This is a genomic window from Pseudonocardia nantongensis, from assembly GCF_046546495.1.
In the GTDB taxonomy this organism is placed as follows: Bacteria; Actinomycetota; Actinomycetes; order Mycobacteriales; family Pseudonocardiaceae; genus Pseudonocardia; species Pseudonocardia nantongensis.
In genome coordinates, this window is sequence record NZ_JBKGXT010000012.1 from 62,408 (window position 1) to 86,245 (window position 23,838).

Below are 23,838 nucleotides of genomic sequence, written 5' to 3' on the forward strand. Positions count from 1 at the left end.
CGGCGCTCCTCATCGCAGCGAAACGATGGTGTCACGGAACGCCAGAACACCTGATCTCCTCTCCAGCACAGGTACAGTCCTCTCCTCTGAGGTGTAGCTCCAGCCGGTCTCAAAAAATTTGAAGCACCCCGTACCCAGTGGAGGCTGGATTCTCTCGAGGTCGGGGCAGGCTGACTGGTCAACGTCGTAGTTCTGTTCGTGCTCAAGCGGCGCCATCTTGTCGATCATGGAGTGCAGACGCGTAGCAACTCGCCCGACGATGCAGAGTTGACGATCTTCCGGGTCACGGTGAACTCCGAAGGGTTCAGCAAGTGGGCGCCACTGCCCTCGTCCACCTCGGCCCGTCGGCGACCAGCTGACGCCGTCGGGACTACGTGGTGGGCACTGCGGACGGGGCCGTCTCATCGGACCGCCCGGCAGCGGAGGTACTGCGTGATCAACTCGAGCAGCCCGCACGAGTGACCCCGACGTCACTTTTTAGGTTAGCCTTCCTATAGCGACTGCGCGCTGGCAAGGTGCCGAGACATGATCGGCGAGCCTCCCCTTCGAGTGTTGGGACATGACGAAGTCCGTCACGCCGCGACGGGGATCGACCCTGTTGCCGTGGTGCACGACACCCTGCTTCACCACGCCCGTGGTGCCACGACCCTGCCTGATGAGGCCTACTTGCCGTGGCACACCGAGGGCGGGGCCTTCGCCCGAAGTCTGGCCCTCCCCGGAGCGGTCTGGGGCGAAAGCCCTGCGATCGGCCTCAAGCTGATCAACTCGAGCCTGGAGAACCCCGGCCGTGGACTCCCGCGAGCCCAGGGGCTGACGTTCCTGTTCGACCCGGACACCGCCCGGCCGACGGCGATGATGGAGGCGGCGTGGCTCTCGGCGACCCGGACCGCGGCGTACACGGTGCTCTCGACCCGCATGCTGGCGGCTCCGGGGACCGATCGGATCGGGTTGCTCGGGTGCGGCGCGCTGGCCGCTGCGCACCTGCGGCTGCTCGCCGCGGAGCTGCCCGGTGCCGAGGTCGTGGTGTACGACCTGGATCCGAACCGGGCCCGGGCACTGGCCGACGAGTGGTCCGACCCGGCGGCCACACTGACGGTCCGTCCGGTGGAGGATGCGCGCACAGCGGTGCAGGGTGCGGGCCTGGTGCTGTGCACGACGACGACCACCACCGGCTACATCGGCCACGACTGGCTCGCCCCGGGTGCGCTGGTCGCCCATGTGTCGCTGGACGACGTGCTTCCCGACGTCGTGACACAGGCCGACCTCCTGGTGGTCGACGACTGGGAGCTCGTCGCGGCCGACGACCGGCGCGTCCTCGGGCGGCTCTACCGCTCCGGTGACGTGACCGGCCCGGACGGCCAGCACGTCGCCGGAACCCCGGACGCGGGCCGGCGGGTGGACGCCGCACTCTCCGACATCGTCACCGGCACGCGCACGGGTCGCCGAGCGGACACCGACATCGTGCTCAGCAACCCGTTCGGTATGGGGGTACTGGACGTCGGGATGGCGGCCGCGGTGCGCGACGTCGCCGAGCGGGACGGCATCGGGACCCTGCTCCGTCTGTAGAACCGGTCGGCGACCGCGATTCACCCGATCCACAGCTGTTCGGGGTGCGGGTGGCTGAGGAAGTCGTGGTGCGAGATCTCCCATCCGTACGCCCCGGCCGCTCGGAATACGAGTACGTCACCCGCCCGGATGCGGGTGACATACTCGACCGCGAGGACGTCCTTCGGGGTGCAGAGCTCCCCGCACACGGTCACCTCCTCCGCTGCCGCCTCCGGCCGAGGTAGCGTCGGATCCCAGTGCTCGACCGGCACCACGTCGAACGGGTGGCTGTGCTGCCAGGACGACGGTAACCGGAACTGGTGGGTGCCTCCGCGGACTAGGGCGTACGCGCGTCCGTGCGTGTGCTTGACGTCGAGCACCTCGACTGCGTAGGCGGCGCACTCCGCGACCAGGAACCGCCCGCACTCGAAGTCGATCTCCTCCCAGTGGTCGGGCAGCGTGTCCACCCAGTCGCGCAGCCTCGCGGTGAACGTGGCCCAGTCGAAGGGCCGATCCAGGTCGCCGTAGTCGACCCCGACGCCGCCGCCGACGTCGACCGTCGTGACACGCAGCCCGAACCGCTGCTCCCAGGCCAGGACGGTGTCTCGGTAGAGCTCGAGCATTGTCAGGTGCGTCTCGGCAGAGAGGTTGTTCGACAGCGAGTGCAGATGAAACCCGGCCAGGTGGATCCCGGGCAGGGTGAGCGCGGCCCGTATGACGTCGGGCAGGTCGGCCTCGTCGATCCCGAACTGGGTGGGTCGGCCGGCCATCGCAAGCGTCGCGGCGGGGAACGGCCCGGCCAGGTTCACCCGCAGCAGCACCTGTGCGGTGACCCCGGCCGCGGTGGCCGCCCGGGAGATCCGGTGCAGTCCGAGCAGGCTCTCGACATGAAAGCGCAGTACCCCGGCCGCCAGCCCGGCGTCGATTTCGGACGGCGTGGGAATCGGTCCGCCCATGACCACGGGCGAGCCGGGCGCGGCGGCACGAACCTTGGCCAGTTCGCCGCCGGAGGCCACCTCGAACCCGGCCACCTCCGACCCGAGTGCCGCCAGCAGCGGAGCCCCTGTGTTGGCCTTGGCCGCGTAGAACATCCGGCAGGGCTCCGGCAGGGCCTCGACGACCGACCGCACGTGTGCGCGCAGAGCGGCGAGGTCGTGGGCGTAGAAGCAGACCGGCTCGCCGTCCCTGGTTCGCTGGTGCACCCAGGAGGAGACGTCACGCACGGTCAACCTCCGATCCGTTGTCGCGGTGTGCGGCCAGGTGGGCCCGCAGCGCTCGGGCCGCGACGCCACGTTCCTCGCCGAGGACGAACGCGCGGACCCCGGCGGCGTACCAGGCCGCGTGGTCGGAAGGCACCCGCGGGATCGCGCAGAACGGCACCCCGGCCCGCGTGCAGGCCGCGGCCACCTTCGACACCGCGGCCAGCACGTCGGGGTGCCGGGTCTGCCAGGTAACTCCGAGCGACTGCGACAGGTCCGCGGCGCCCTCCAGCACCATGTCCGTCCCCGGCACCGCGACGATCTCGTCGATCCGCTCGACGGCCTCGGCGTCCTCGATCATCGGCACGACCAGCGTCCGGGCGTTCGCCGCGGTCACGTACTCGCGCAGTTCGTTACGGCCGTAGCCGACGTTGCGGCCGCTGCCCAGAGACCGCATCCCTTCCGGGGCGTAACGGGCGGCCGCGACCGCGTCCTCGACGTCCTGCGGGCGGCGCACGTGTGGGACGACGACGCCGTGCGCACCGGCGTCGAGTACCCGCAGGATCATCCCGGTATCTCTCTCGGGCACGCGTACGAGCGGCGCGATCCCGAATGCCTCCGCGGCCCGGATCATGTGCTGCAACGTCTGGGCGTCGACCAGCGCGTGCTCGGCGTCGAGGATCGCGAAGTCGTAGCCGGCCGCACCGACCATCTCGACCAGTGACGGCGAGGGCAGCGCCGCGAAGAGTCCGTACACCGCCCGGCGGGCGCGCAGTGCCTCACGCACGACCGGCCACCGCCCACTCGTTCGGCACGGTGCGAACCCGCAGTCCAGTGTCCGGGTGCAACCGCCTTGAGGTCAGTTTCTCCACCTCCAGGGTCGGGGCGAACACATCGAAGCGGGCGAGCCCGTCGGCGAACTCACCATCCCGCGCGGCGTGGGCCCGGATCGCGCTGACCACCTCCACCCAGAACGCCTCCTCGGCCAGGCCGTACTGCTCCTCCAGCAAGTGCGCGGCGTCGGTGAGGTTTACGAAGCACAGGGCGTCCAGGAGGAAGCCGGTGACCGCGTCGAGATCGTCGGTCTCGATGAACGAGTTCGCGTTGCCGTGGTGGGCGGGCGGCGCCTCCAGCGAAGGGCAGACACCCGGGTCGGCCAGCTCGGCCCGGCAGAAGCGCACACCGTCGTGGAAGTCCTTCAGAGCTACTCGGACGGGCCGACCGCCGATATGTACCAGTAGCATGTTCTGCGCGTGCGATTCCAGGGCGACACCATGCCGAACCAGCAGATGCACCAGCGGCACCACCGCAGCGTCGGCAAGCTCGCGCACCCAGGTACGGGCCCCGCGTTTTCGGATCCACGGGTCGATCAGTGGCACGCCCTCCCGGGATCGGGCGGCCAGCCCGGGGAATGGAACGGCGTGCTCGCCGGGCTCCAGGTGGGTGTGCAGGCTCTCCCGCCAGATCACGGAGAGGGCGCCTTCTCGGTCCCGCTCCAGAGGGCCCGCACCCTCGCCCACCGAGACCCCCAGCACCTCGCGCAGGACGATCACGCGGGCCTCGTCGTGCAGCAGCGGATCGTCGGCGACCAGCCCGGCCAGCCAGTCCGAGATCCGGGCAGCGTTGCGCACCGTGTAGGGCGCCAGCCCCCGCGCCGTGGACGTGTTGGTGATCGACAGGGAGAGCTTCGGGGACGGCAGCGTCGGCGCGTCCAGGCAGGCCAGCGTGCGGATCGAGGCCTGTGGCCGGTAGTCGTGGCCGTCCCGGCCGAGGACCCGGATCGCGCCCGAGGCGAGCTCCGGGGCGAACGCGCGAGCGACGACCGTCCGCCACTGCCAGGGATGAACCGGGATCGGCACCGTGCCGGGGGGCGGGACCAAACCTGTCCCGTCGAGCTGAGCCGACCACAATGCCGCCGGGTCACTGCCCACCGGCGCGGTCGCCGACGGTGTGACCGACGCGATCGAGGCGTCCACGGCCAGCCACACCGGGTGCACGGTGGGGGCGAACTCCGGACCGTAGGCGAACTGGTCCTCGACATCGAACCCGAGCCGGGACTTGTACGCCGGGTGGTAGCGGTGCCCGTCACCGGCCAGCGCCTCCAGCGCGTCGTGCCCGGCCTCCGGGTCGATCGGGCCAGGCGGGCGAGCGTACTGACCGAGCGCGTCCTTGAGGACGGTCTCCTCCAGCTCCCGGGCGAAGCCGGGAAGCCGGTCGGCGTCGGCGTCGAGCAGCGCGCCCACCTCGTCCAGGAACTGCGCCGGGGAGCGGGCCGGCTCGCCGTCCCGGAGCACGGGGCCGTGCAGCCGGACCCGTCCGAAGCCGTGCTCGCGCGCGGTGAAGGTATAGATCGCCGTGCCGTGCACCGTGTACGACGTCCCGTCCCGCTCGGCTCGCAACGCGTCCTCGGCGATCAACGAGGCCACCAGCTGCGCGAGCACCCGCTGGCGCACGGCGTCCGCGGTGGCGGCACGCAGGGCATCCGCGACGGCGTTGGCCGGCGGCGGGGCGAGGGTCATCGGGCGGCCTCCTGGATCGGGTTGGGGATCTGGACGTAGTCCGGGCGCTCACCGCGACCGCCGAGTCGGCTGGCCAGATTCGCTTTCGCCGGCAGCGTCGGGTCCCGGGTCAAGGCCATGGCCGAAGGGGTACCGGTAGCAGCGAGTTCCCTGGCCACGACCGCCCATAGTTCGTGCTCGGACTCCGGGCCGAGCCAGCCGAGGGTGGCCACGAGATGGGCGAGATGGTTGGTGATCACGTGGTAGCGCAGCCGTTGCCAGGCCTCCGCACGCTCGTAGAGCAGCGGCGAGTCGGGTTCCAGCAGCGCGGCGGCCGTACCGTCCCGGGTTACGTGGGTGCCTTCCATGTCGCGGACCGCGAATCGGACGGGCCAGCCGTCGTGGGTAGCGAGCAGGGAGTTCTGCACGTGTGCCTCGAACCCGATGCCGTGCCGGTCGAACACCCGCAGCAGCGGGATCGTCGCGACGGTCAGGTGCCGGCACAGCCACTGCGCCGGCCCCCCGCCGGCGGCCTGCAGAAGTCCGGCCAACGCCGGTTCCTCCCCGGCCGGTCCCTCCTCGAGGAGCCCCGCGACGACCGCCAGGTCGGTAGGAGGCGGCTCGCGGAACAGCACCGCCAGCCCGTCCGCGAGTTCGACGCCGGCCGCGGCCGGGTCGACACCACGGAAACCGGTCTCGATCAGGACTTCGAATCCATCGAGGTCGCGTGCCGGCTCGACCCGGGCCACCAGCGCGCTGGCATCCAGGGCGCGCCGGACGTGCTCGGCCGGATTGGTTCGGACGAAGTGGGTGATCCGCACGCTGAGAGGGAGTTTCCACACCGCAGGTGCGCCGGGGGCGGCCACCGTGCGCACCGAGGATGTCGGTGTCACCACCGGGTCACGCGGACCGAGCCGTCTCAGTCGCCCTTCGGCCAGCAGCGCAGCCCCATGCGGATCCGCGGCCAACCACCGGGCCTGCCACGGGTGCATCGGCAGCACGGGCCAGCCGTCCTCGGGAGCCGGAGCCACCCCCCAGTCCCCGGGCGCGACCCGGCGCTCAGCACACAGCCGCGGGTGCACGGCGACATGCTCGAGCCGGAACTTCGCGGCCAGCTCCGGTGCATAGGCGGCCAGGTCCGCGTCGGTGAAACCGACCGCGCTCTTCGGCGTGGGGTGGAAGGGGTGGCCGCGCAAGACCGAGAGCTCGGAGGGGCGTCCACTCCACCGGCCCCGGGCGCCGGCGAGGTAACGGGCGGTGCGGGCCGCGCTGTCGTCGACCTCCCGCGCCAGCCCGGCGACCCCGGCCAGATCACTGCCGCCGGCGTCGGCCGCGCGCAACACGGCGACGACCACGTCGTCGTGTGCGACGGGGCTGCCTCGCTCGTCGCACACCGGCCCGGTGAAACGGTGGTGCCCGGAGGGCGAGGGTGCCGCCACCTGGGTGATCAGTGTCCGGCCCGGGACCGGCAGCCGCAGCGGGCCCGGTTCGGTCACCACGGTGCCGCTCTCGCGCAGCAGGCAACGCAGCAGTCGCTCGCGGGCGGCCGCCTCCGCTGCGACGAACGTCACCTCGGCCCGTTCATGGGGTTGCAGCGGGTTCGACGGGGCGGTCGTCATCCGGTCACCTCCGCACCGGTCCGGCGGGCGGTTGCCGCGAGGCCCGCGGCAACCAGGAACATCGCGCCGATCACGCCGAACGCGGCGGTGCTGCCGATCAGCGTGGCCGCGAGCGCGGCGGCAGCAGGCCCGAGGACCTGCCCGAGGTCGAGCACGGCGGTGCCGACCCCGAGCGCGGCGCCCCGGGTGTGCGCGGCGACGGTAGAGGTCACCACATGCAGCACGGCCGGTATGACAGCCGCGATGCAGAACCCCTGCACGAGCCGTAGCGGCACCAGCAGGGCGGGATCTGCGGGCAGCGCCTGCAGCACGACCGTCACCGCGAGGACCGCAGTGGCCGGCAGCAGGACCCGCACGGCACCGCGCTGCCCTCGCGGTCCGGGACGATCGCTGCGGGCTCCCCAGAACCGGGCACCGGGCAGCGACGCGGCCCAGGTCAGCGCCTGCAGGACTCCGACCCAGGTGGTCGCCACGACCGAGGAGTCGACGACCGAGGCCACCTTCGGGGCGAACACGACCACCAGTCCGAACACACCCGCCTGCGCGGCCAGACCCGCGCCCAGAACCCGGAGCGTGGCCGGGGTCCGGAGCAGGGTTGCCAGGCCGGAGCGCGCTTCGGCCAACCGCCCCCTGCTGTCACCGTCGGAGGTCGGCTCCGACGGTGGCTCGTGCAACAGCACCAGCGCGAGCAGCCCGGCCAACACGAGCAACCCGGCGATGGCGGTGAACACCACCTCGTAGCCGAGAAGCCCGGCTGTGGCGCCGCCGATCAGCGGTCCGATCAGGGAACCGGCCGCGGTCGCGGCGAACAGGTTCCCCAGCGTCCGGCCGCGCCGGTCCGGCTCGCTCAGCGTGGTGGCGTAGGCCGCCGTGGCCGCGAGCACCCCGCCGAACGCACCCTGTGCGAGCCGGGAGAGCAGGAACTCGCCGGGAGTGTCAGCCAGCGCCATCAACCCGACCGCGGCTGCCAGACCCAGGTGTGCCCGGACCACCATCTGCCTACGCCCCCAGCGGTCGCCGAGCGCGCCCCACAGCGGGCCGGACACGATCTGGGTGATCGCCGGCGCGGCCAGGCACGCCGCGGTCCACCACGGCACCGTCTCGGGCGCGGCGCCCAGCTCGGCCAGCTGGAACGGCAGCAGCGGGACCACGACGGTCAGCCCGGCCACGGCGCTGAACTGGCCGAACCAGATCACCCGGTGGGCGGTGGAGGTCCGTCTCGGCGGACTCGGCGAGGGGCTGTGGACGGCGGACGACCCGCGTGTCACGACGCCCGCCGCACCGCGCGCAGCGGGTTCGGCACGGGCACCGTGCCCGCGGGCATGCTCACGCCGCCAGATGGGCCGCGGTCCAGCAGTGGCCCGAGAACCGCCCGGGCTGGCCAGGTCGGCTCAGCCAGCAGGAGCTCGCTCACCGTGTCCCGGATCGGTGCCGGCAGGTCCGCGGCGTCCAGCACGACCGGTACCAGCTCGCGCAGCAGCCCCCACCACGCGTCCTCGGGCAGCCCGAACCGCTCGCCCACGGCCCTCGCGACTCCGCGAAGCGCCACCTGCACCACCAGCGTCTGCAGGTACCCGACGAGCTGCTCGGGCCGCTCCAGCACCAGGGACTGGGCCGCGCCCGGGGCGATCCGGTAGCCCGGGTCGGGGGTCCCGGCCGGGATGGCCCAGTCCGGGTGCACACGCAGCGTGTCGTGGTCGCGCAGGACGAGACGCCGCGCCCGTGCCGGCCGGTCGGCCCCGATGTCGAAGGCGACCACCACGTTCTGGCCGTGCATCTCCGGCAGCACGCCGTGCCCGAGGAAGCCGAACCCGACCGCGAGCACGTCGGCGGTGAGCCCCGACAAGAACCTCTCGGCACCCACCCGATCGTCGACGCCGAGCAGCGGACCCAGTACGTCCCACTCCGCTGCCGCGAGCGCGGCCAGCGGTAGTGGGCACTCGCCCAATCCGGGGTAGTGCCGAACCTGGGCGGCCAGCCGCCCCGGGCGGTCGGCGAACTCATCCGAACCGTCGGGCACCGCGAAACCGGCCCAGTCCCCCTCGTCCGCGATCGCAACCCGCGAGGCCAACCAGGGGTCGGCGTGCAGCACGGTAGAGAGCACCCGGGCGGCCCGGTCGCCGTGGTCGAGATGGCGCGGGGGCAGCAACCGGGCCGCGCCGAGTGTGGTCACCCCCAGCGGCAGCTTCAGATGCCGGGGAACGCACCCGGGCAGGGCCAGCGTGCGTAGCGACGCCGTGGGGCGTCCCTCCCCGGCGCGGCCAAGCGGCACCACGATCCCGGCCCGGATTTCCTCGTCGAACTCCTTCGGCAGCACGTGCTCGCCGTCGAACGGGTGTATCGGCAGCGCCAGGTATCCGCTCCCACACCGCTCGGCCAGCGCCGCCGTGACACTGGCGACGCCGGTCTGGTCGAGCACCAGCTCGGCGATCCGGCCGGCGTGCGGGCCCGGACCTTGGCGCACGTGGTCGCGCCGTACGCCCACCCAGTCGAGCGGCACCGGCTCGGCCGCCATCGGGCCGAAGGAGGCCAGCTCCTCGCCGGTCCACCCGCCGACCGCTCGTGCCGTGGGATGGAACGGCCGGCCCCGGGTGGCGGCCAGCCGCTCTCCGGCCAGCATCGCGCCCCCACCGCCGTCCCGGTTGCTCGGACGCGGTACGCGGTCGGTACGCCGGTTCCAGCCGACCCGCACGACATGTGCGTGCCGGACAGCAGTGCACAGGTCGGACAGCACCGCGTCCCGGTGCGGCCGGGAGCCCTCGGGCTCGAGCAGGTCGAGCACGCGGTCCGGACCGACCGGGTACGCCGAGCGGTGCTCAGCTGTCTCCCGGTACCAAACCGGGCCGCCCGCATACCGGGTACGGGTAACCGGCGTTCCGTCAGTGGCGGACCAGGCCAGCCACCCGCCGCCCGGCAGATCGATCCGCACCCACCCGGTGCCCGGTGCGGGCGCCGCAGGCGGTAGCCCGGGCGGCGGAGGGCCGAGCTCACGTTCGCCGAGCCTCCACAGGCCCTCGATCGCTGCCGCTTCGAGCAGGTCAGCGGTCACCCGTCGCCCGGGGGATGTGTCGTCGACCATCAGGTGGCTCCGACCGCGGTCATCGCCGGGGCTCCACCGTACGTGTCGGCCGGACGCCCGGCGCGTTCCCGCGCCCGGTCCAGCCACTCGTCGTCGTAGATCCGGTCGAGATAGCGGTCACCGCGGTCGGGGAACAACGCCACCACCCGAGCCGGCTGTTCCAGGGTCGGCAGGATCCGTCGGACCGCGGCCACCACCGATCCGGTCGAACCACCGGCGAATATGGCCTCGGTGAGCAGGAGCTCCCGGCATGCCTCGGCGGCCGTCGCATCGTCGACGTGGACCACGTCGTCGATCTCGTTCGGGCTGTGCAGCTCGGGGACGCGGCTGGAGCCCGCGCCGGGCAGCTCTCGGGAGCCGGGCGGGGATGCGCGGTCGCCCGAGAAGATCACCGATCCGACCGCGTCGACGGCCACCACCCGCAGATCGGGAGCGTGCTCGCGGAGCCGGCGGGCGCAGCCGAGGATGCTTCCGGTGGTGCTGACCGGGGCGATCAGAACTGTCGGCGGGAGTAGCAGCGCATCGGCGATCTCGGCGCCGGTCCCGTGGTAATGCGCCAGCCAGTTGCGGTCGTTGGCGTACTGATTAATCCAGAAGGCGTCCGGCTCATCGGCGAGGATCTGCTGGACCCGAGCTAGCCGGGCGGCCAGGTATCCGCCGGTCTCGGCCGGTGTCTCGATCCGCTCCACGGCGGCGCCGAGTGACCGCATGATGGCGATGTTCGCGGCAGAAGCCATCGGGTCCACAACGCAGGTGAACTGCAACCCGTGCACCCGGGCCGCCATCGCGACGGCGACTCCGAAGTTGCCGGAGCTGGACTCCACCAGACGGCCGCCCGGCGAGATCGACCCATCCTCCAGGCCGCCGACGACGATGTGTCGGGCGGTGCGGTCCTTCATGCTGCCGCCCGGGTTCATCAGCTCGAGCTTGGCGAGAACCTGGATGTCGGCATCGGGAAACATTCGATCGAGCGAGACCAGCGGCGTCACCCCGACACAGTCGAGGACACTGCCCAGGATCGGCTCGATCGAGGGATGGGTCGGCGGCACACTACCTCCGTCGGCGCGTAACAGGTGTTGCCTTCACTTAAGCGAGGCAAACCTAACTTGACCATCCCTCAGAGTCCACAGTTGCGACGGAGCGTGACAGAGGACTCCCGCGTCGCCCCGGAGCGAGACACGCAGTTCGGACAGGTAGGACATCCAAGAGTGACGCCACCCCGAGCGGAAGTGCACATATTGAGCCTGGCGCATGATCGCATCACTGCTGTATTGATTAGCCTTCGTTAAGACGAGCCGTCAGGAGGCAACGTGTCACATGCAGGGCGGTTACTCGCCGCGATCATCGCCGTATTGGGTCTCGGAGTCGCTGGCTGTGCCGGCTCAGGCGGAGAGGCCGAAGGTCCAACTCGTGAGATCCAGCACGCGATGGGTACGGCCGAGGTGCCGCAGGACCCTCAGCGCGTCGTCGTCCTCGACACCGGTGAGCTCGACTCCGCCCTCGCACTCGGTGTCACACCGGTCGGCACGGTGCACGCGGACGGGGCGACCGGTCCGCAGTCCTACCTGGCGGACCAGGCGAAGAACATCGAGGAGGTCGGCACGATCCAGAACCCGAACCTGGAGGCCATCGCCGCCCTGAAGCCCGACCTGATTTTGTCCAACAGCGTTCGCCACAAGGACATCTACGAGCAGCTCAGGGGGATCGCTCCCACGGTCTTCGCCGAAACTGTCGGCAAGGCCTGGAAGGAGAACTTCCGACTGGCGGGCGCTGCCCTGGGCAAGTCGGACGAGGCCGAACGCGTCCTCGGTGAGTACGAGGCGAAGGCCCAAGCGCTGGGGCCGAGATTCGGCACCCCAGGGAGCGTCGAGGTCAGCATGGTGCGGTTCATGGCGAACGGTGTCCGGGTCTACGGCGAGGGCTCGTTCATCGGGACGATCTTGAACGACGTCGGATTCGCACGGCCCCAGATCGCGCGCACGGAGGAAACGTTCGTTCAGGTCAGCCCGGAACAGCTCTCCTCCGCCGACGGTGATCTGCTGTTCTACGCAGGCTATGGGCAGGACGGCGCAAGCAAGCAGGCCGAGCTCGCCGCCGGTCCTCTGTGGCAGCGCCTCGGCGCGGTCAGCCGCGGCGATGCGCACCCCGTCAGCGACGACCTCTGGTATCTCGGGATCGGCCCGCTCGCGGCGAACCGGGTGCTCGACGACCTCGCGCGGTACGCCTCCGCGGCCTAAGTGGTGAGCACCGTCGCGGGGTTCGCTGTCGATCCGCCACGTACCTCGAGCAGCTTTGGATCGGGCTGAACCCGCCCCCGTTACCTTCTTGATCAAGCCCGGTGAGGGCTTGCAGGCCACCGGCCACGGCATGACTTGTTGCCCCTGTCGCTCGATGATCTGGGGGGGTGTTGTCACCGCGGCCGGAGGGCGCCAACGACCGCTGATAGACCTCCGATCTTGTTAAGGAGTCAAGCCGCGTGTTCCAGGAAGTGGGTCGCTGACTCGGGGAACGCCTTGATCGGGTCGTAGGTCTGACGGGTCTGCAGGCAGTGGTAGAGCTGACCGAGTTGGCGGTTGTAAAGGTTGCGCAGCGCTGCGGCGTGCCGGTCACCCCGAGCTCGTCGCCGGTCGTAGTGCCGCTTGGCGGGACCGGGTCTGGGGATGGCGGCGAAGGCCCAGACGAAGCCGACTGCGGCGAGCCGGTTGTTCTTCACGATGCGGCGGGTGACGGAGATGCTTCCGCCCGAAGCGCGGGTGACGGGGGCGGATCCTGCGAAGGCCTTGAGCGCTCGGGCGTCGGCGAAGCGGGTCGGGTCGTCGCCGATCTCGGCCAACACGCGGGCGCCGGTGAGGTCACCGAGGCCGTCGAAGCTGGTGATGATCGCGTAGTCGGGGTGTTGCTGGAACGCGTCGCTCGCGGCAGCGCTGAGGTTCGTGATCGCCGGCGGCGCCGCCCAACTGCGCGACGTCCACGCCGAACGCAACGACCTTGCTGTCGAGCTCGAAGCTCGCCTGGAGGCCCACCCTCTTGGGCTGGTCCTGACCTCGATGCCCGGACTCGGGGCCAGGACCGCCATCAAGATCCTCACCATCGTCGGCGATGGCAGCGCGTTCCCCACCGCCGGACACCTGGCCGCCTACGCCGGCCTCGCACCCGTGACGCGTTGAACCGCCCCGGGTTCGGTAGAGGCTCCCGGTTGGGGCCAGGCGACAGCTCGACGACCGAACGATCCTGGCCCACACCACCTCGACGCTCGACGTGCCAGCTGGCCCACGCACGGGCGTCACCGAGGCCATCCAGACCCAGCTCATTCGAGACGGCTTGGTCGCCGGGTTCCAGAACACGATCAGAACGGAGGTGGCGCAGTTCGCCGGTCACGGCCATGACCTGGCGGCTCTGGCCCGGTTGGACTAGCAGGGCACCGGTGACTCCTGATGCCCAGCGGTCGTTCGGCGGTGTCCTCCGCGAAGCGTCCGCAACCTGGTCTCGGTCACCAGCCAACCTCCGCCTCACCGCCGATGCCCCGATTGTGACAGGGGCATCAACTTCGGTGAGACAGGACAGGATCATTGCATCGAATCTCGGGTAGCGAGCGCGTCGCGCTACGCGACAGAAGCAGGACTGTGTTGCGTAGGTTTACTGGGCCTCACCTCAGTGCCGGACCTGCGGTGCGCAACTGTCCGGAGGTCCGGGCGCGTTGTGCTCGGTGGCGGTGAGCGGTACCGCCGTGCACCCGCGCCGCCAAGCGCCCATGCGGGCTCTCGTTACATTTCGTCTTCCGGTGCGATCCCGGGTTCGGTACCGCGCGCGGGTTCCGGTCGTGTCCGGTGCAGAGCGGCGGTGACGGTGCGGCCAGCGGCGCGGTCGAGGCGTCCGCGGGCGCGGTCGTAGCGTCGGGAGGTGCGGGGATCTTTGTGCGCGAGCATGTCCTGCACATCTCGAAGGTCGCGGCCCTCGTCGAGGGCGATGGTGGCGGCGGTGTGCCGCAACGAGTGCGGGCTGACCCCCTTGGCGCCGAGCCCGGCCGCGCGAGCGATCCGGTCAATCGCGTGGGCGATCACCTGGCGGCTGGGCCAGGCGGCCCGGTACTGGAACAGCGGCCCACTGGTTCGCTTGCCGAGGTAGTCGCGCAGCGCGACCGCGGCTTCGTCGGGGACGGCGATGCGGGCGCGCCGCCCGCCCTTGCGCCGCACTTGCAGGGTCATCGTGCCGCGTTCTTCGCCGAGGTCGGTGACCGCGGCCGCGGCGAGCTCGGACACCCGCAGGGCAGTGCCGAGGAAGACCTCGATCAGCGCCCGCTCCCGCGAACCTATGCGTGCGGCGGCGGCCAGGAGCTCGCCGGCCTCGTCGAGGTCCAGGCCGACGGTCTGCGAGTCGTCGTCGAGTTCGGGCCGGGCCACGTCGCCGAAGGGGTTGGCGGGCACGTCGGCGGGGAAGTGCCGGGCGCCGTAGCGCAGGAACGAGGACACGGCGGTGAGTTTGCGGGCCACGGTGGCGTCGGCGTAGCGGGTGTCGTGGTGGCCGCGCGCGGTGGTCTGCAGCCATTCGCGGTAGCCGTCGGCGTGGACCCGGGCAGGGCGCAGCGCGTCGATACCGAACGTGTCGGCCCACCGAAAGAACTGTTGCAGGTCGACACGGTAAGCGTCGCGGGTGCGCGGCGAGCGGACCGACAGCAGCCAGGCGCCAGCGATGGTCTCGCGCCGCCGCGGCCGTACCTGATCCACAGCGGTGCGGTCGTCGTCAAGGGCTGCGACGATGATTTCACCGTGCACCGGTGCGGCGCTCGATCGGCCTCTATCTGAGGTTGGCATATTTACCATTATGCCAACTATGGGTTTGCGTGTGGCTATCGCCATCAGTTCGCCTCACGCCCACAGGTTGTGCGCACCTCTGTGTGGTGTAGCGTTCACGTCGACAACACACGGCGGGCAACGACACATCAGGGCCTAGTGTCGGGTACTCTGTTGAGATGTCGGAAACGATGGGTAACCCCGATCGATCCGAGGTCATCGTCAATCGGGACGGGCGAGTGCTCATCCCCGCCCAGGTGCGACGCGACCTCGGGCTGAGTGAGGGCTCGGCACTGCTGTTGTCGGTGGAGGACGGGCGTGTGGTGATGGAGTCCCGGGACCAGCTGGTCGCGCGGATCCGTCGGGAGGTCGCCGCGTCCTGGCAGGGCGACCCGGACACCTCGGCCGCCGACGAGCTGATCGCCGAGCGCCGCGCCGAGGCCGCTACCGAGGACCGCAGCTCGTGAACACCCCGGACGACTCCCCGGCCGGACCCGGCGCCGAGCCCCCGGTCTCCCCGGCTCGCCCCGACGGCGCTCCGGCGGTGCTCGACGCGTCGGCGGTGTTGGCCTGGCTCCGCGACGAACCCGGCGCCGACATCGTGCAGGGCTACCTCGACGCCGCCGTGATCTCCGCGGTCAACCTCTGCGAGGTCCACCAGAAACTGGCCCAGCGCGGCGTCGACGCCGACCGCACCGTCGGCCAGCTGCGCACCCTCGGGATCCGCACCGAACCCGTCGATGCCGCCGACGCGATCGCCGCGGCGAAGCTGTGGCCGGCCACCCGCACCGCCGGGCTGTCCCTGGGCGACCGCTGCTGCCTGGCCCTGGCCGCCCGCCTCGGCGGGCCCGCGGTCACCGCCGACACCGCCTGGACCGCGCTCGAGACCGGAGTCACTGTCGTGTCCATCCGGTAAGAGACCGCGCCGACCCAGTCACATCCGAGGAGACCGCGTTGATGCCGTCCGATCCGATCACTCCTGGCCCGGGCTCCGCCCCCGCTAGCACCACCGCACTCACCCCCGCCGAGGCCGCCACCGGGCTCGGCATCACCGAGGACGAGGTCCTGATCCGCCAACACCGCGGCGAGCTGCCGGCCCACCTGACCGAGCACGGGCTGCGCGCCGACGCCGCCGCGCCCGCGTCCGACGTGGGCGCGACGGTCGTGCCCATCCGCGCCGGGCGCCACCGGTCCCACTGACCAGTGCCAGTCGTGTCGACGGCCCGCACCGCGCGGATCACTACGATCATCGGGATCGGCCGGCGTCCTGCTGGATGCGGACCACGCTCGTGGTCGTGCGGGTCGACCGTGCCGCAGCCGAGTGGCAGGCCGCGTCCCGCGGTCCTACGCGCCCCTGTCCGCGCGGCTCACGACTGGCACCGCGACCCACGACCCCGATCATGAGGGTCACCTCACGAGGTTCCGGGAGAGAGCGGTCCGCTCAGTCGCGGTTGAGCCGCTCCAAGATCGCGTCGAGCTTCGCGTCGGTCGCGGCGAACCGCTCATCCATCCGTACGGCCAGCGTGCCTACCCGCTCGTCCAGCGCGCCAACGCGCTCGTCCAGCGCGTCGACCTTGCCCTCGATGCGGCCGCTGATCTCGTACAGGGAGTCAACATCGGCGCCCTGCTGCCTGAGCCGGCGCTCCACCTCGGGGGACGACATGCCGCGAAGCGTACGAGACTCGGCGCCCGCCGATGACAGCCGCGCGCGTGTCGGGGTGGCCGTGGCCCCACGCGGGGGCCGGGTGCGGGTCATGCTCGTTCGCCGTGGCGGAGGCGTTCGTGTGCGAGGCGTTCGACGAGTTCGGGCAGCGCCGGTTCCGGGGCGCCGGACAGGTCGTGGCGACAGCTGGTCGGGGAACGTCCACCGCCTCACCTGCGGCGACCGGTCGATCACGCCGCGGACGCCTTTTCACACCTCCTGGTCAGGCGGTTCGGCATAGTGGTCGTTCGGCTCTGGTCCCGTAGTGCCAGAACTGTCCAATTTGGCGTCTGGGTCGGTGGAGTATTCGTAAGCGCGGCGTTCGGCTTCCCGCGCGATCGCCGATTGCCACCGGGCGGCCACGTGGGGCGGTACTTGGAGCGGGTCGTGCGCGTTGGGCGGGTCTGGGAACTCTGTCTCGACTGCGGCGAGGTCGGCCAGCATGCGCTGAGCGAGGTCAGGGTTATGGTCCATCAGGATGCGTAGCCGTTCCTCTTCTTCGGCGGTGAGTATCCCGGCGCGCAGGTCCGCCAGGTCCTCCCAGCTGAACGGTGCCGGGGAGTTGGGGTCCTCGGGCGGTGTGGTCACAGCCGCTCCGATGCGCTGGTCAGTAGAGGAGACTCACGGAGGAGCCTAAAAGGTTCCCGCCATCTTGGCGTGCCTGCGCCCGGAGCTGTGCCCGGGCGGCGTTGGCCCGGTTGATGCGGCTGCGGACGGTCCCGACGGGGACATCGAGGACCTCAGCGGCTTCCGCGTAGGACAGCCCGTTGACCTTGACCAACTCAAAGGTGCGGCGCCACGGGTCAGGGATCTCGGCCAGCGCCGCAGCGATGAGAGCCCGGTCTGTGACCACCTCCGCAGGGTCGGCACCGGCCTGTTCGGCGTCGGCCAGGCGGCTGGTGGAGATGTCGGTGACGCGGCGCTGGTCGCGTTGCCGGTTGCGGGCGGCGGTGCGAGCGGTGTTCTCGATGATCGTGCGAAGCCAGGCTCCGACCGAACTACGCCCGACGTAGGTGTGGGCGCTACGGAAGGCACGCAGGAGGCCGTCCTGCACAGCGTCATCGGCGTCGTAGTGATTTTCGAGGACCCGTAGGGCGACGACGCGCAGCAGCGTGCGGTGGCGCCGAATCAGCTCGTTGAACGACTGCGGGTCACCATTCAGATGGGCGCGCAACAGTTCGACATCTGGCGGCGAGTCGAGCGCTCGGACCTGTCCGCCGGTCGCACGGTTGGCTCCGCCGCCGGCGATGGTGGACGTGCCCCTGATGTCCCGGACCGTGGCCGGTGCGAGTCCGTATCGAGTGACCGGGACCCCCCCTTCGGGGAGATCGATGTTCTGAGCCGCCGCGGTCAGGTTCGCGCAGTCGGACATTCAGTTGCCACCTCGGCTTATACGATGATCCCCTCAGACGTGACTCAGCGTTGCTCGAAAGAGACACAGCGTGGGCCGACGTGTCAGAAGTGGAGCACTCTGCCCAGGTCAGGACGGGCCGATTCGGTGATCAGTGAGCACCCCGTGGGGTTGTAGGTGTGGCTACATCGGAGTGGCTTGTGAGGTACCTCGACGCGATACGCCAGCGGCGACCCAGCGTGGGCAGACCGTGTCGAGAATGGAGCGATCTGCCCAGGTCAGTAGGGGCGAAATCGTTGCTCAGTGAGAAACTCGTGGGGGCGTAGGTGGCTGCACCGGAGTGGTTCGTGGGGTACCTGGACGCGCTGCGGCGGGTGCCGGGGTCGCGGCCCGCGTCGGCGCGCGCACTGGCTGAGTGGGCGGCGCAGATCGGCGGCGCGGAGGCGCCGTCGCGCCCGACCATCAGTCGCTGGCTGAGCGGCGCCACACTGCCCACCGGCTTCCGCCCACTGGAGTTGATGGTGCTCGGAGTCCGGGAGCGCAGCAGGAACCCATCGCGCCAGGTACGGGAGACCCTGCTGCGCCCCGCGTGGTGGCGCGATGCCTACGACCGCGCGCTGCGCGAGTCCGGCCGCGGGAACGGCGCTGACGGGCACGCGACACAACTCATCTACCAAGGCCTGGAACCGTTCGCCCGCGACGATGCTGAACGATTTTTCGGCCGCGACCGCGACATTGAGGCGGTACGTGCTCGGCTCGAGGGGCTGTACCAGTCGTCGACCGGCGGGATCCTGCTCGTTCTGGGGCAATCCGGGATCGGGAAGAGCAGCCTGCTGGCGGCCGGCTTGCTTCCTGCACTCGCCCAGCACGGGCTCAGCCCAGACACCACAGTCGCCGAGTGGCCAGCCGAGGTGATTACCCCCGGGCCGGAACCACTGCTGGCTCTAGCTGAGGCTCTCCACGACGGCGACGTCGCTCCGGCCGGCGCTGAGGGTGCAGCCGTACGGCCGACTCCCGAGCGACAGATGATCCTGGTGGTTGACCAGTTCGAGGAGATCTTCCAGGCCGACCAGGAGGTTCGGCACCAGTTCGTGACCGCTCTGCTCGACATGGCAACACCTCGGGCCACGGACGCCGCCGCCGGAGCGGGGCACGCGGCCGCGATCGTCGTGCTCGCCTGCCGCAACGAGTTCTACCCGGACCTCCGGAAGATGCCGTCACTGAAGCCAGTGCTCGACGCTCCATTCAACTTGGATCCACTCACCGGCGAGGCCTTGACCGAAGCGATCAAGGAGCCGGCCCGGCGAGCGGGTATCACTGTCGGCAACGACCTCGTCAACCGGTTGCTCGCCGATGCCGGGGTGAGCAACGGCGGGATGATCGAGGGCAAGCTGCCTCTGATCTCCCACGTGCTGCGCCTGATGAACCAGTCCGGGCCGATGACCGTGCGCGCCTACGACCGGGTCGGCGGCCTCGACGGCGCGGTCGCGCACACCGCCACCCAGGCGTGGGAACGGCTCCAGGCGGCTGGGGTCGGCGAGACCGCCCTGGCGCTGCTCGTGCGGATGGTCCGGGTCGGGGATCACCCCGGCCAGGACACCCACCAGAGGCTGAGCCGGCACGAAGTGGTTCCGCCCGCGGGCGGCCCGACCGCCCACGCGTTGGACGTTCTGGCCGCGGCGCGGCTGGTCACCGTCGGTGAGACCACCGTGCAGATCACGCATGAAGCGTTGTGGCGAGAATGGCCGCTTCTACGCGACGCGATCGACTCCGAGCGCACCGACCACGTGCGTCGACAAGCGATCGAACGATCGGCCCGACTCTGGGACGAGGCCGGCCGGCCCGACGAGCAGCTGCATCGGGGCACCCTGCTCACCGACGCCCACCGCGTTACTACTGGTCCGGCGTCCGGGGCGGTGAGCGGCACCCGCATCACGCGTGAGTTCCTCGCCGCGGCGGATGCGCAGGAGCACCGCTTCGCCCGCCGCCGGTGGCGGCTACGCGTGGCGGCGGTCTCGGTGGTCACGGTGATTGTCGCATTGGCCGTCTTCGCCGGCCATCAGGCGGTGACCAGGTACCAGTCGCAGCAGCGCGCCATCCTCGCCGAAGTCAAGGCTCAGGCGAAGGCCCTGCAACCGACCGACCCCTCGCTGGCCGCACAGCTCTACCTCACCGCCTATCAGCGCCAACCCGACCCGGCGCTCTACACCACGCTGCTCGACACCCAGAACCAGCCACTGGCACACCCGCTGCGCGGTCACCGCGGCGTGGCGCGCGCGGTGATCGCGGGCTCCGCGGTGGTCAGCGGCAGCGACGACGACACCATCCGGGTGTGGGGCGCCGATCGGGCCGGGACACATCACCCCACCAGCACACTCCCGGTGACCGGACCGGTAACCGGTCTCGCGGTGGTTCCCGCCCGCCCGATCGTGATCAGCAGTGTGGACAACGCGAAGTCGAGACAGAGCGTGCTGCAGGCATGGAGCGTCGCCGACCCGGCCCGCCCCACCGCGCTGACCCCAGAGTTACCCAGCGGACCAGCGGAGATCAGCGCGCTCACCGTCAGCCCGGACGGCAGGCTGCTGATCGCGATGGACGAGGACGGCGTCGCGCGACTCTGGAACATCACCGACCCCACCCAACCGGTCGACCTCGGCGCACGGCTCCCGGGCGCGAGCACCCAGGCCTATGGCAGCGGGCTGGTGGTCAGCCCGGACGGCACCACGCTGACGGCCGCGGGCGACGAGGGCACGGTCGCCCGGTGGAACATCGCCGACCCCGCCCGTCCGGTCGCGCTGCCACCGCTGGACGGCGGCACACCCCGGACCCAGGCCGTCGCGGTCAGCCCCGACGGGAAGATCCTCGCCGCCGGCGGCGTGGCCGGAGCCCTCCGGCTGTGGGACACCTCGGATCCGGCCCGGCCCCAGCCGATCGCACAACCGCCCGTCGACCGTGCGTCGTCCATTCTCGCCACGGCGATCAGCCCGGACGGCACCATCCTGGCCGCAGCGTCGTCAGACAGCAGCGTGACCTTGTGGAACATCGCTGACCCCACCGACCCAATCCCACTGGGCCAGCCCCTGCGCACCGACAGCGGCCGCGGCATCGGATCGGTCCAGTTCAGCCCGGACGGGAACAAGCTGATCGCCGGTAGCGGCGACGGGATCATCCGGGTGTGGTCGCTACCGGAGACCCGGCTGACCGCCAGCTCAGGCACCGCGGTCGATCTGGCGTTCCGCGACAACGGCGGGATGCTCGCGGTCGGCAACCTGGACAACAACTCGATCTATCTGTGGGACACCACCGATCCGAGCTCGCCAGCTCGGATGGGTCCCCCGTTGTCACAGGGCGGTGCTCTACGCGCACGCGGGTTCAATGTCGATTTCGCCGGGCGCGACGACAACGTGCTGGTCAGCAGCGCCGGGCGCACCATCCGGCTCTGGAGCATGCGCGACCCGCGCCAGCCCACCCAGCTGGGACCCGACCTCGTACTGCCCGTGGAGGTCGGCGGCCAGGCGATCAGCCCCGACGGGCGCACCCTCGCCGTGGGCGGCGCGGACGGCGTCACCCGGCTGTTCGAGCTCACCGACCCGACGCGGCCCACGCCGCTGAACGTCTCGTTGCCCGGCACACCCGACGAGATCGTCGCCTCCCTCGCCTTCAGCCCGGACGGGCGCACCCTGGCCACGGCGGGACACGACCACCAAGTCCGGCTCTGGGACACCAGCGACCCCGCCCGCGCACACGCCGCTGGCGCCCCACTGGTCGGGCACACCGACAACATCTACGGGCTAGCCTTCAGCCCGGACAGCATGCGGCTGGCCAGCGCCGGCTACGACCACACGGTCCGCATCTGGGACACCAGCGACCCCGCCTCCGCGAGAGCGCTGGGCCCGCCGCTGACCGAGCAGAGCAACGTGCTCGGTGAGGCGTCGTGGAGCCCTGACGGCGCCACCCTGGCCGCCGCCAGCCACGACAGCACCGTGGCCTTGTGGAACGTCGCGCGCCCGACCCGGCCGGCCGCGATCGGGAATCCGCTCACCGGGCACACCGACAACGTCTATTCCGCCGAGTTCGCACCGACCGGTTCGCTGCTGGCCAGCGGTGCGCGCGACCAGACCGTGCTGTTGCGAAACCTCGACGTCCATGCGGCGATCCGCCAGCTCTGCGCCGCCACCCCCGACACGCTGACCCCGCAGGCCTGGGACGCCTACGTCTCCCCGGACGAGTCCTACGACCCGCCGTGCGCTGACCCCGCAGTGCTCGGGGACCAACGATCGAGCGCGGCCTGGTAGGCCGCCGGCACCGACCCAACCCGGTCGACCCGCCACGCCCGCTCGGTCTGGTCGGGTCCCACGGGCGGGATCTGGCTCGCGAGCTCGCAGAGCACGGCCGTGTCCCGCCACTGCGGGTCCTCGGCCAGCTGCCGGAGCGCGACACGGGCCTCCACGATCTCGCCCACGCAGTCGAGCGGTTTGTGTCCGTCCAACCCGAGCAGCGCGCGGTATCCCTCGACCTGCGCCCGATCGTCGAGGAGGTCTCGCTCGAAGATCCGGACCAGCCGCGACCGGGGCATGACCGACGCCAACGCCAAGAACACCCACCGGCACTTGGCGCAGTCCCGGCACCAGCGCTGCGTGCGGTGCGGGTCGGTGGACCGGACCACGACGTTGCAGCTGCTGAACAGCTCGTCGTAGCCCTCGAGCGCGGCGAACCACCGGGAGATTTCCAGCTCGCCCATCCCACGTAGTAGCGAGAAGCAGCCCGAGGCGATGCCCGCGTGCTCACGCAGCGCCCGGTCGAGCGCCTGTTCTGCCGCCGCGGATTTCGCCCACTGATGGTTCACGTCGCGGCCGCGCCAGACCAGGTTCGGCTCGTCGGCCGAGCGTTCGTTGGCTAGTACCGCGGGCCCGAGTCCGTGGAGTGCGGCGACCGCGGTTCCGACCAGCGATGTCATCGCGGTGAGCGGGGTATGACCGCGCAGCAGCGCTGTGTGCCGCATCAATTCTTTCAGTTGCGGGTCCGACCGGGGCCGCACCCGCAGCAGTCTGGCCTGCGCTTTCCGCATCAATAGTTCGAGTTGTGGCTTGATTCGGCGATCGGTCGTAAATGTGGCCGGGGCGAAGCCGCCGGATTTGAGGACTTCCAGCGCCACGATCGAGTCTTTGCCGCCGCTGAACCCGACCAGCGGCGCGCGACCGCTGGCCCCGAGATCGTGCACTACGCCGGCCGGGACTCGGTACCGGGTGTGCACCGGGAGATCCAGAACGTACTCCAAGGCGTGGCGGTGCGCATACTCTGCGAGGCCGTCGCGATAGAGCTGCCAAGCCCAGTCCGCTGCCGCCGGGGCGAGCGGCACAGCAGTGATCGACACCTGCGGCGGTGCCATCACTTTGTAGTAGAAGGTGCCGACCGCTATGTAGAGCAGCTCCAAGACCCGATGGAACGTCGCCAGCCCCGCGGCGCTGACACCGCTATCAGGCAGCGGGAACTCGACGTTCTCGATGAAATGCAACCGCTGGTCATTACCCTCGTGTGCGAAGTCGAATTCCGCGACGCCGGTCTCCGGCTCGAAGCGCATCCCGGAATAGACAAACGTGTGGATGTCGGCGAAGCGGCTCTCATCCAGCCAGTCCACAGAGTTGCCCTTCTCGTCGGCGCGGGCCATGGCTGTGCCGTCGCTGGCGGGTCGGTCCGTTCCGAGCGGCAGGCAGGAGAACGACGCTACCGCCCGCCACCGACAGCTCTCGATCTCGTCCCGCCTCGCCGCCCGACGGGGCCGTCCCAGTCTCGCGGTGATGGCCTACCCCTGCGGCCACACGGTTCCTCGAAAAAAGTTCCTGCGGTCGGGAACTTTCCCCCGGCTGGGACGGGTCTCCTCTCGAACCGCCATCACGGGGCGGTGCTCCGGCGACTGTGTGCCGCCTGTGGGACAGCCCCGGCGACCGGCGGGTTCCGGAGCGTCGGCGGTCGTGGAAGGGAGCTCAAGTGGTGCCAAGGCATGGCGTGTACCACTCGGAGCGGTTGACAGGGGCCGCGCACACCGACCTCAACC

Annotated in this window: 19 protein-coding genes and 2 pseudogenes; 7 read left to right on the plus strand and 14 right to left on the minus strand. The window is 70.8% G+C overall.

What is annotated here, in order from left to right; all coding sequences use genetic code 11:
* Positions 1-9: 9 nt before the first annotated feature.
* A complete protein-coding gene (locus ACLFMI_RS14585) occupies positions 10-228 on the minus strand; it encodes a hypothetical protein (RefSeq protein WP_410948382.1) in 219 nt (72 codons plus the stop codon).
* A 438-nt stretch (positions 229-666) separates the two neighbouring features.
* Here ACLFMI_RS14585 and ACLFMI_RS14590 point away from each other — a divergent pair, with 438 nt between their 5' ends.
* Positions 667-1,566 carry an ornithine cyclodeaminase gene (locus ACLFMI_RS14590; protein ID WP_410948383.1) on the plus strand — a complete coding sequence of 300 codons (900 nt, stop codon included), beginning with the start codon at positions 667-669 and terminating at the stop codon, positions 1,564-1,566.
* Positions 1,567-1,586: 20 nt separating this feature from the next.
* On the opposite strand, the gene ACLFMI_RS14595 is transcribed toward ACLFMI_RS14590, so the two are convergent.
* From ACLFMI_RS14595 to sbnA, 7 genes are all read right to left on the minus strand, one after another.
* Positions 1,587-2,768, minus strand: a complete 1,182-nt coding sequence (locus ACLFMI_RS14595; protein ID WP_410948384.1) for a type III PLP-dependent enzyme — start codon at positions 2,766-2,768, stop codon at positions 1,587-1,589.
* Positions 2,761-3,531 (minus strand): HpcH/HpaI aldolase family protein, encoded by a 771-nt coding sequence (locus ACLFMI_RS14600; RefSeq protein ID WP_410948385.1) that lies wholly within the window; start codon positions 3,529-3,531, stop codon positions 2,761-2,763. Before ACLFMI_RS14600 ends, ACLFMI_RS14595 begins: the two co-directional genes overlap by 8 nt.
* Positions 3,524-5,263, minus strand: coding sequence for an IucA/IucC family protein (locus tag ACLFMI_RS14605; RefSeq protein ID WP_410948386.1), 1,740 nt, complete (start codon positions 5,261-5,263; stop codon positions 3,524-3,526). Before ACLFMI_RS14605 ends, ACLFMI_RS14600 begins: the two co-directional genes overlap by 8 nt.
* Positions 5,260-6,861 (minus strand): IucA/IucC family protein, encoded by a 1,602-nt coding sequence (locus tag ACLFMI_RS14610; protein WP_410948387.1) that lies wholly within the window; start codon positions 6,859-6,861, stop codon positions 5,260-5,262. The genes ACLFMI_RS14605 and ACLFMI_RS14610 overlap by 4 nt, the downstream gene beginning before the upstream one ends.
* On the minus strand, positions 6,858-8,057 hold the full coding sequence (locus ACLFMI_RS14615; protein ID WP_410948388.1) for an MFS transporter: 1,200 nt from the start codon (positions 8,055-8,057) through the stop codon (positions 6,858-6,860). Before ACLFMI_RS14615 ends, ACLFMI_RS14610 begins: the two co-directional genes overlap by 4 nt.
* Positions 8,058-8,125: 68 nt before the next feature.
* Positions 8,126-9,643, minus strand: a complete 1,518-nt coding sequence (locus tag ACLFMI_RS14620; RefSeq protein WP_410948389.1) for an IucA/IucC family siderophore biosynthesis protein — start codon at positions 9,641-9,643, stop codon at positions 8,126-8,128.
* A 296-nt stretch (positions 9,644-9,939) separates the two neighbouring features.
* Entirely contained in the window at positions 9,940-10,989 is a 1,050-nt protein-coding gene (gene sbnA, locus ACLFMI_RS14625; RefSeq protein ID WP_410948390.1) for a 2,3-diaminopropionate biosynthesis protein SbnA, read from the minus strand.
* A gap of 378 nt (positions 10,990-11,367) precedes the next feature.
* Here sbnA and ACLFMI_RS14630 point away from each other — a divergent pair, with 378 nt between their 5' ends.
* Positions 11,368-12,177 carry an ABC transporter substrate-binding protein gene (locus ACLFMI_RS14630; RefSeq protein WP_410948391.1) on the plus strand — a complete coding sequence of 270 codons (810 nt, stop codon included), beginning with the start codon at positions 11,368-11,370 and terminating at the stop codon, positions 12,175-12,177.
* Positions 12,178-12,407: 230 nt separating this feature from the next.
* On the opposite strand, the pseudogene ACLFMI_RS14635 reads toward ACLFMI_RS14630, so the two are convergent.
* Positions 12,408-12,881, minus strand: a pseudogene (locus tag ACLFMI_RS14635) (transposase); the annotation flags it as partial.
* A gap of 70 nt (positions 12,882-12,951) precedes the next feature.
* Between ACLFMI_RS14635 and ACLFMI_RS14640 the strand changes: the two are divergent.
* Positions 12,952-13,104 (plus strand): annotated as a pseudogene (locus tag ACLFMI_RS14640) (transposase); the annotation flags it as partial.
* Positions 13,105-13,704: 600 nt separating this feature from the next.
* Here the strand turns inward: ACLFMI_RS14640 and ACLFMI_RS14645 are convergent.
* Positions 13,705-14,712 (minus strand): tyrosine-type recombinase/integrase, encoded by a 1,008-nt coding sequence (locus tag ACLFMI_RS14645; RefSeq protein WP_410948392.1) that lies wholly within the window; start codon positions 14,710-14,712, stop codon positions 13,705-13,707.
* A 209-nt stretch (positions 14,713-14,921) separates the two neighbouring features.
* Here ACLFMI_RS14645 and ACLFMI_RS14650 point away from each other — a divergent pair, with 209 nt between their 5' ends.
* The 3 genes from ACLFMI_RS14650 to ACLFMI_RS14660 are packed head-to-tail and all read left to right on the plus strand — an operon-like array spanning position 14,922 to position 15,930.
* On the plus strand, positions 14,922-15,197 hold the full coding sequence (locus ACLFMI_RS14650) for an AbrB/MazE/SpoVT family DNA-binding domain-containing protein (RefSeq protein ID WP_410948499.1): 276 nt from the start codon (positions 14,922-14,924) through the stop codon (positions 15,195-15,197).
* Complete coding sequence (locus ACLFMI_RS14655; protein ID WP_410948393.1) at positions 15,194-15,646, plus strand: type II toxin-antitoxin system VapC family toxin; 453 nt, start codon at positions 15,194-15,196, stop codon at positions 15,644-15,646. Before ACLFMI_RS14650 ends, ACLFMI_RS14655 begins: the two co-directional genes overlap by 4 nt.
* Before the next feature lie 41 nt (positions 15,647-15,687).
* Positions 15,688-15,930, plus strand: coding sequence for a hypothetical protein (locus ACLFMI_RS14660; protein ID WP_410948394.1), 243 nt, complete (start codon positions 15,688-15,690; stop codon positions 15,928-15,930).
* A 241-nt stretch (positions 15,931-16,171) separates the two neighbouring features.
* Here the strand turns inward: ACLFMI_RS14660 and ACLFMI_RS14665 are convergent, their stop codons facing one another.
* From ACLFMI_RS14665 to ACLFMI_RS14675, 3 genes are all read right to left on the minus strand, one after another.
* A complete protein-coding gene (locus ACLFMI_RS14665; protein WP_410948395.1) occupies positions 16,172-16,393 on the minus strand; it encodes a hypothetical protein in 222 nt (73 codons plus the stop codon).
* A 249-nt stretch (positions 16,394-16,642) separates the two neighbouring features.
* Positions 16,643-17,020: a hypothetical protein gene (locus ACLFMI_RS14670; RefSeq protein WP_410948396.1), complete on the minus strand. Its 378-nt coding sequence runs from the start codon at positions 17,018-17,020 to the stop codon at positions 16,643-16,645.
* Between the two features lie 19 nt (positions 17,021-17,039).
* On the minus strand, positions 17,040-17,804 hold the full coding sequence (locus ACLFMI_RS14675) for an RNA polymerase sigma factor (RefSeq protein ID WP_410948397.1): 765 nt from the start codon (positions 17,802-17,804) through the stop codon (positions 17,040-17,042).
* A 326-nt stretch (positions 17,805-18,130) separates the two neighbouring features.
* Between ACLFMI_RS14675 and ACLFMI_RS14680 the strand changes: the two genes are divergently transcribed.
* A complete protein-coding gene (locus ACLFMI_RS14680) occupies positions 18,131-22,078 on the plus strand; it encodes an NACHT and WD repeat domain-containing protein (RefSeq protein WP_410948398.1) in 3,948 nt (1,315 codons plus the stop codon).
* On the opposite strand, the gene ACLFMI_RS14685 is transcribed toward ACLFMI_RS14680, so the two are convergent.
* Positions 22,015-23,451 carry a hypothetical protein gene (locus ACLFMI_RS14685; protein WP_410948399.1) on the minus strand — a complete coding sequence of 479 codons (1,437 nt, stop codon included), beginning with the start codon at positions 23,449-23,451 and terminating at the stop codon, positions 22,015-22,017. The genes ACLFMI_RS14680 and ACLFMI_RS14685 overlap by 64 nt on opposite strands.
* Between the last annotated feature and the right edge of the window lie 387 nt (positions 23,452-23,838).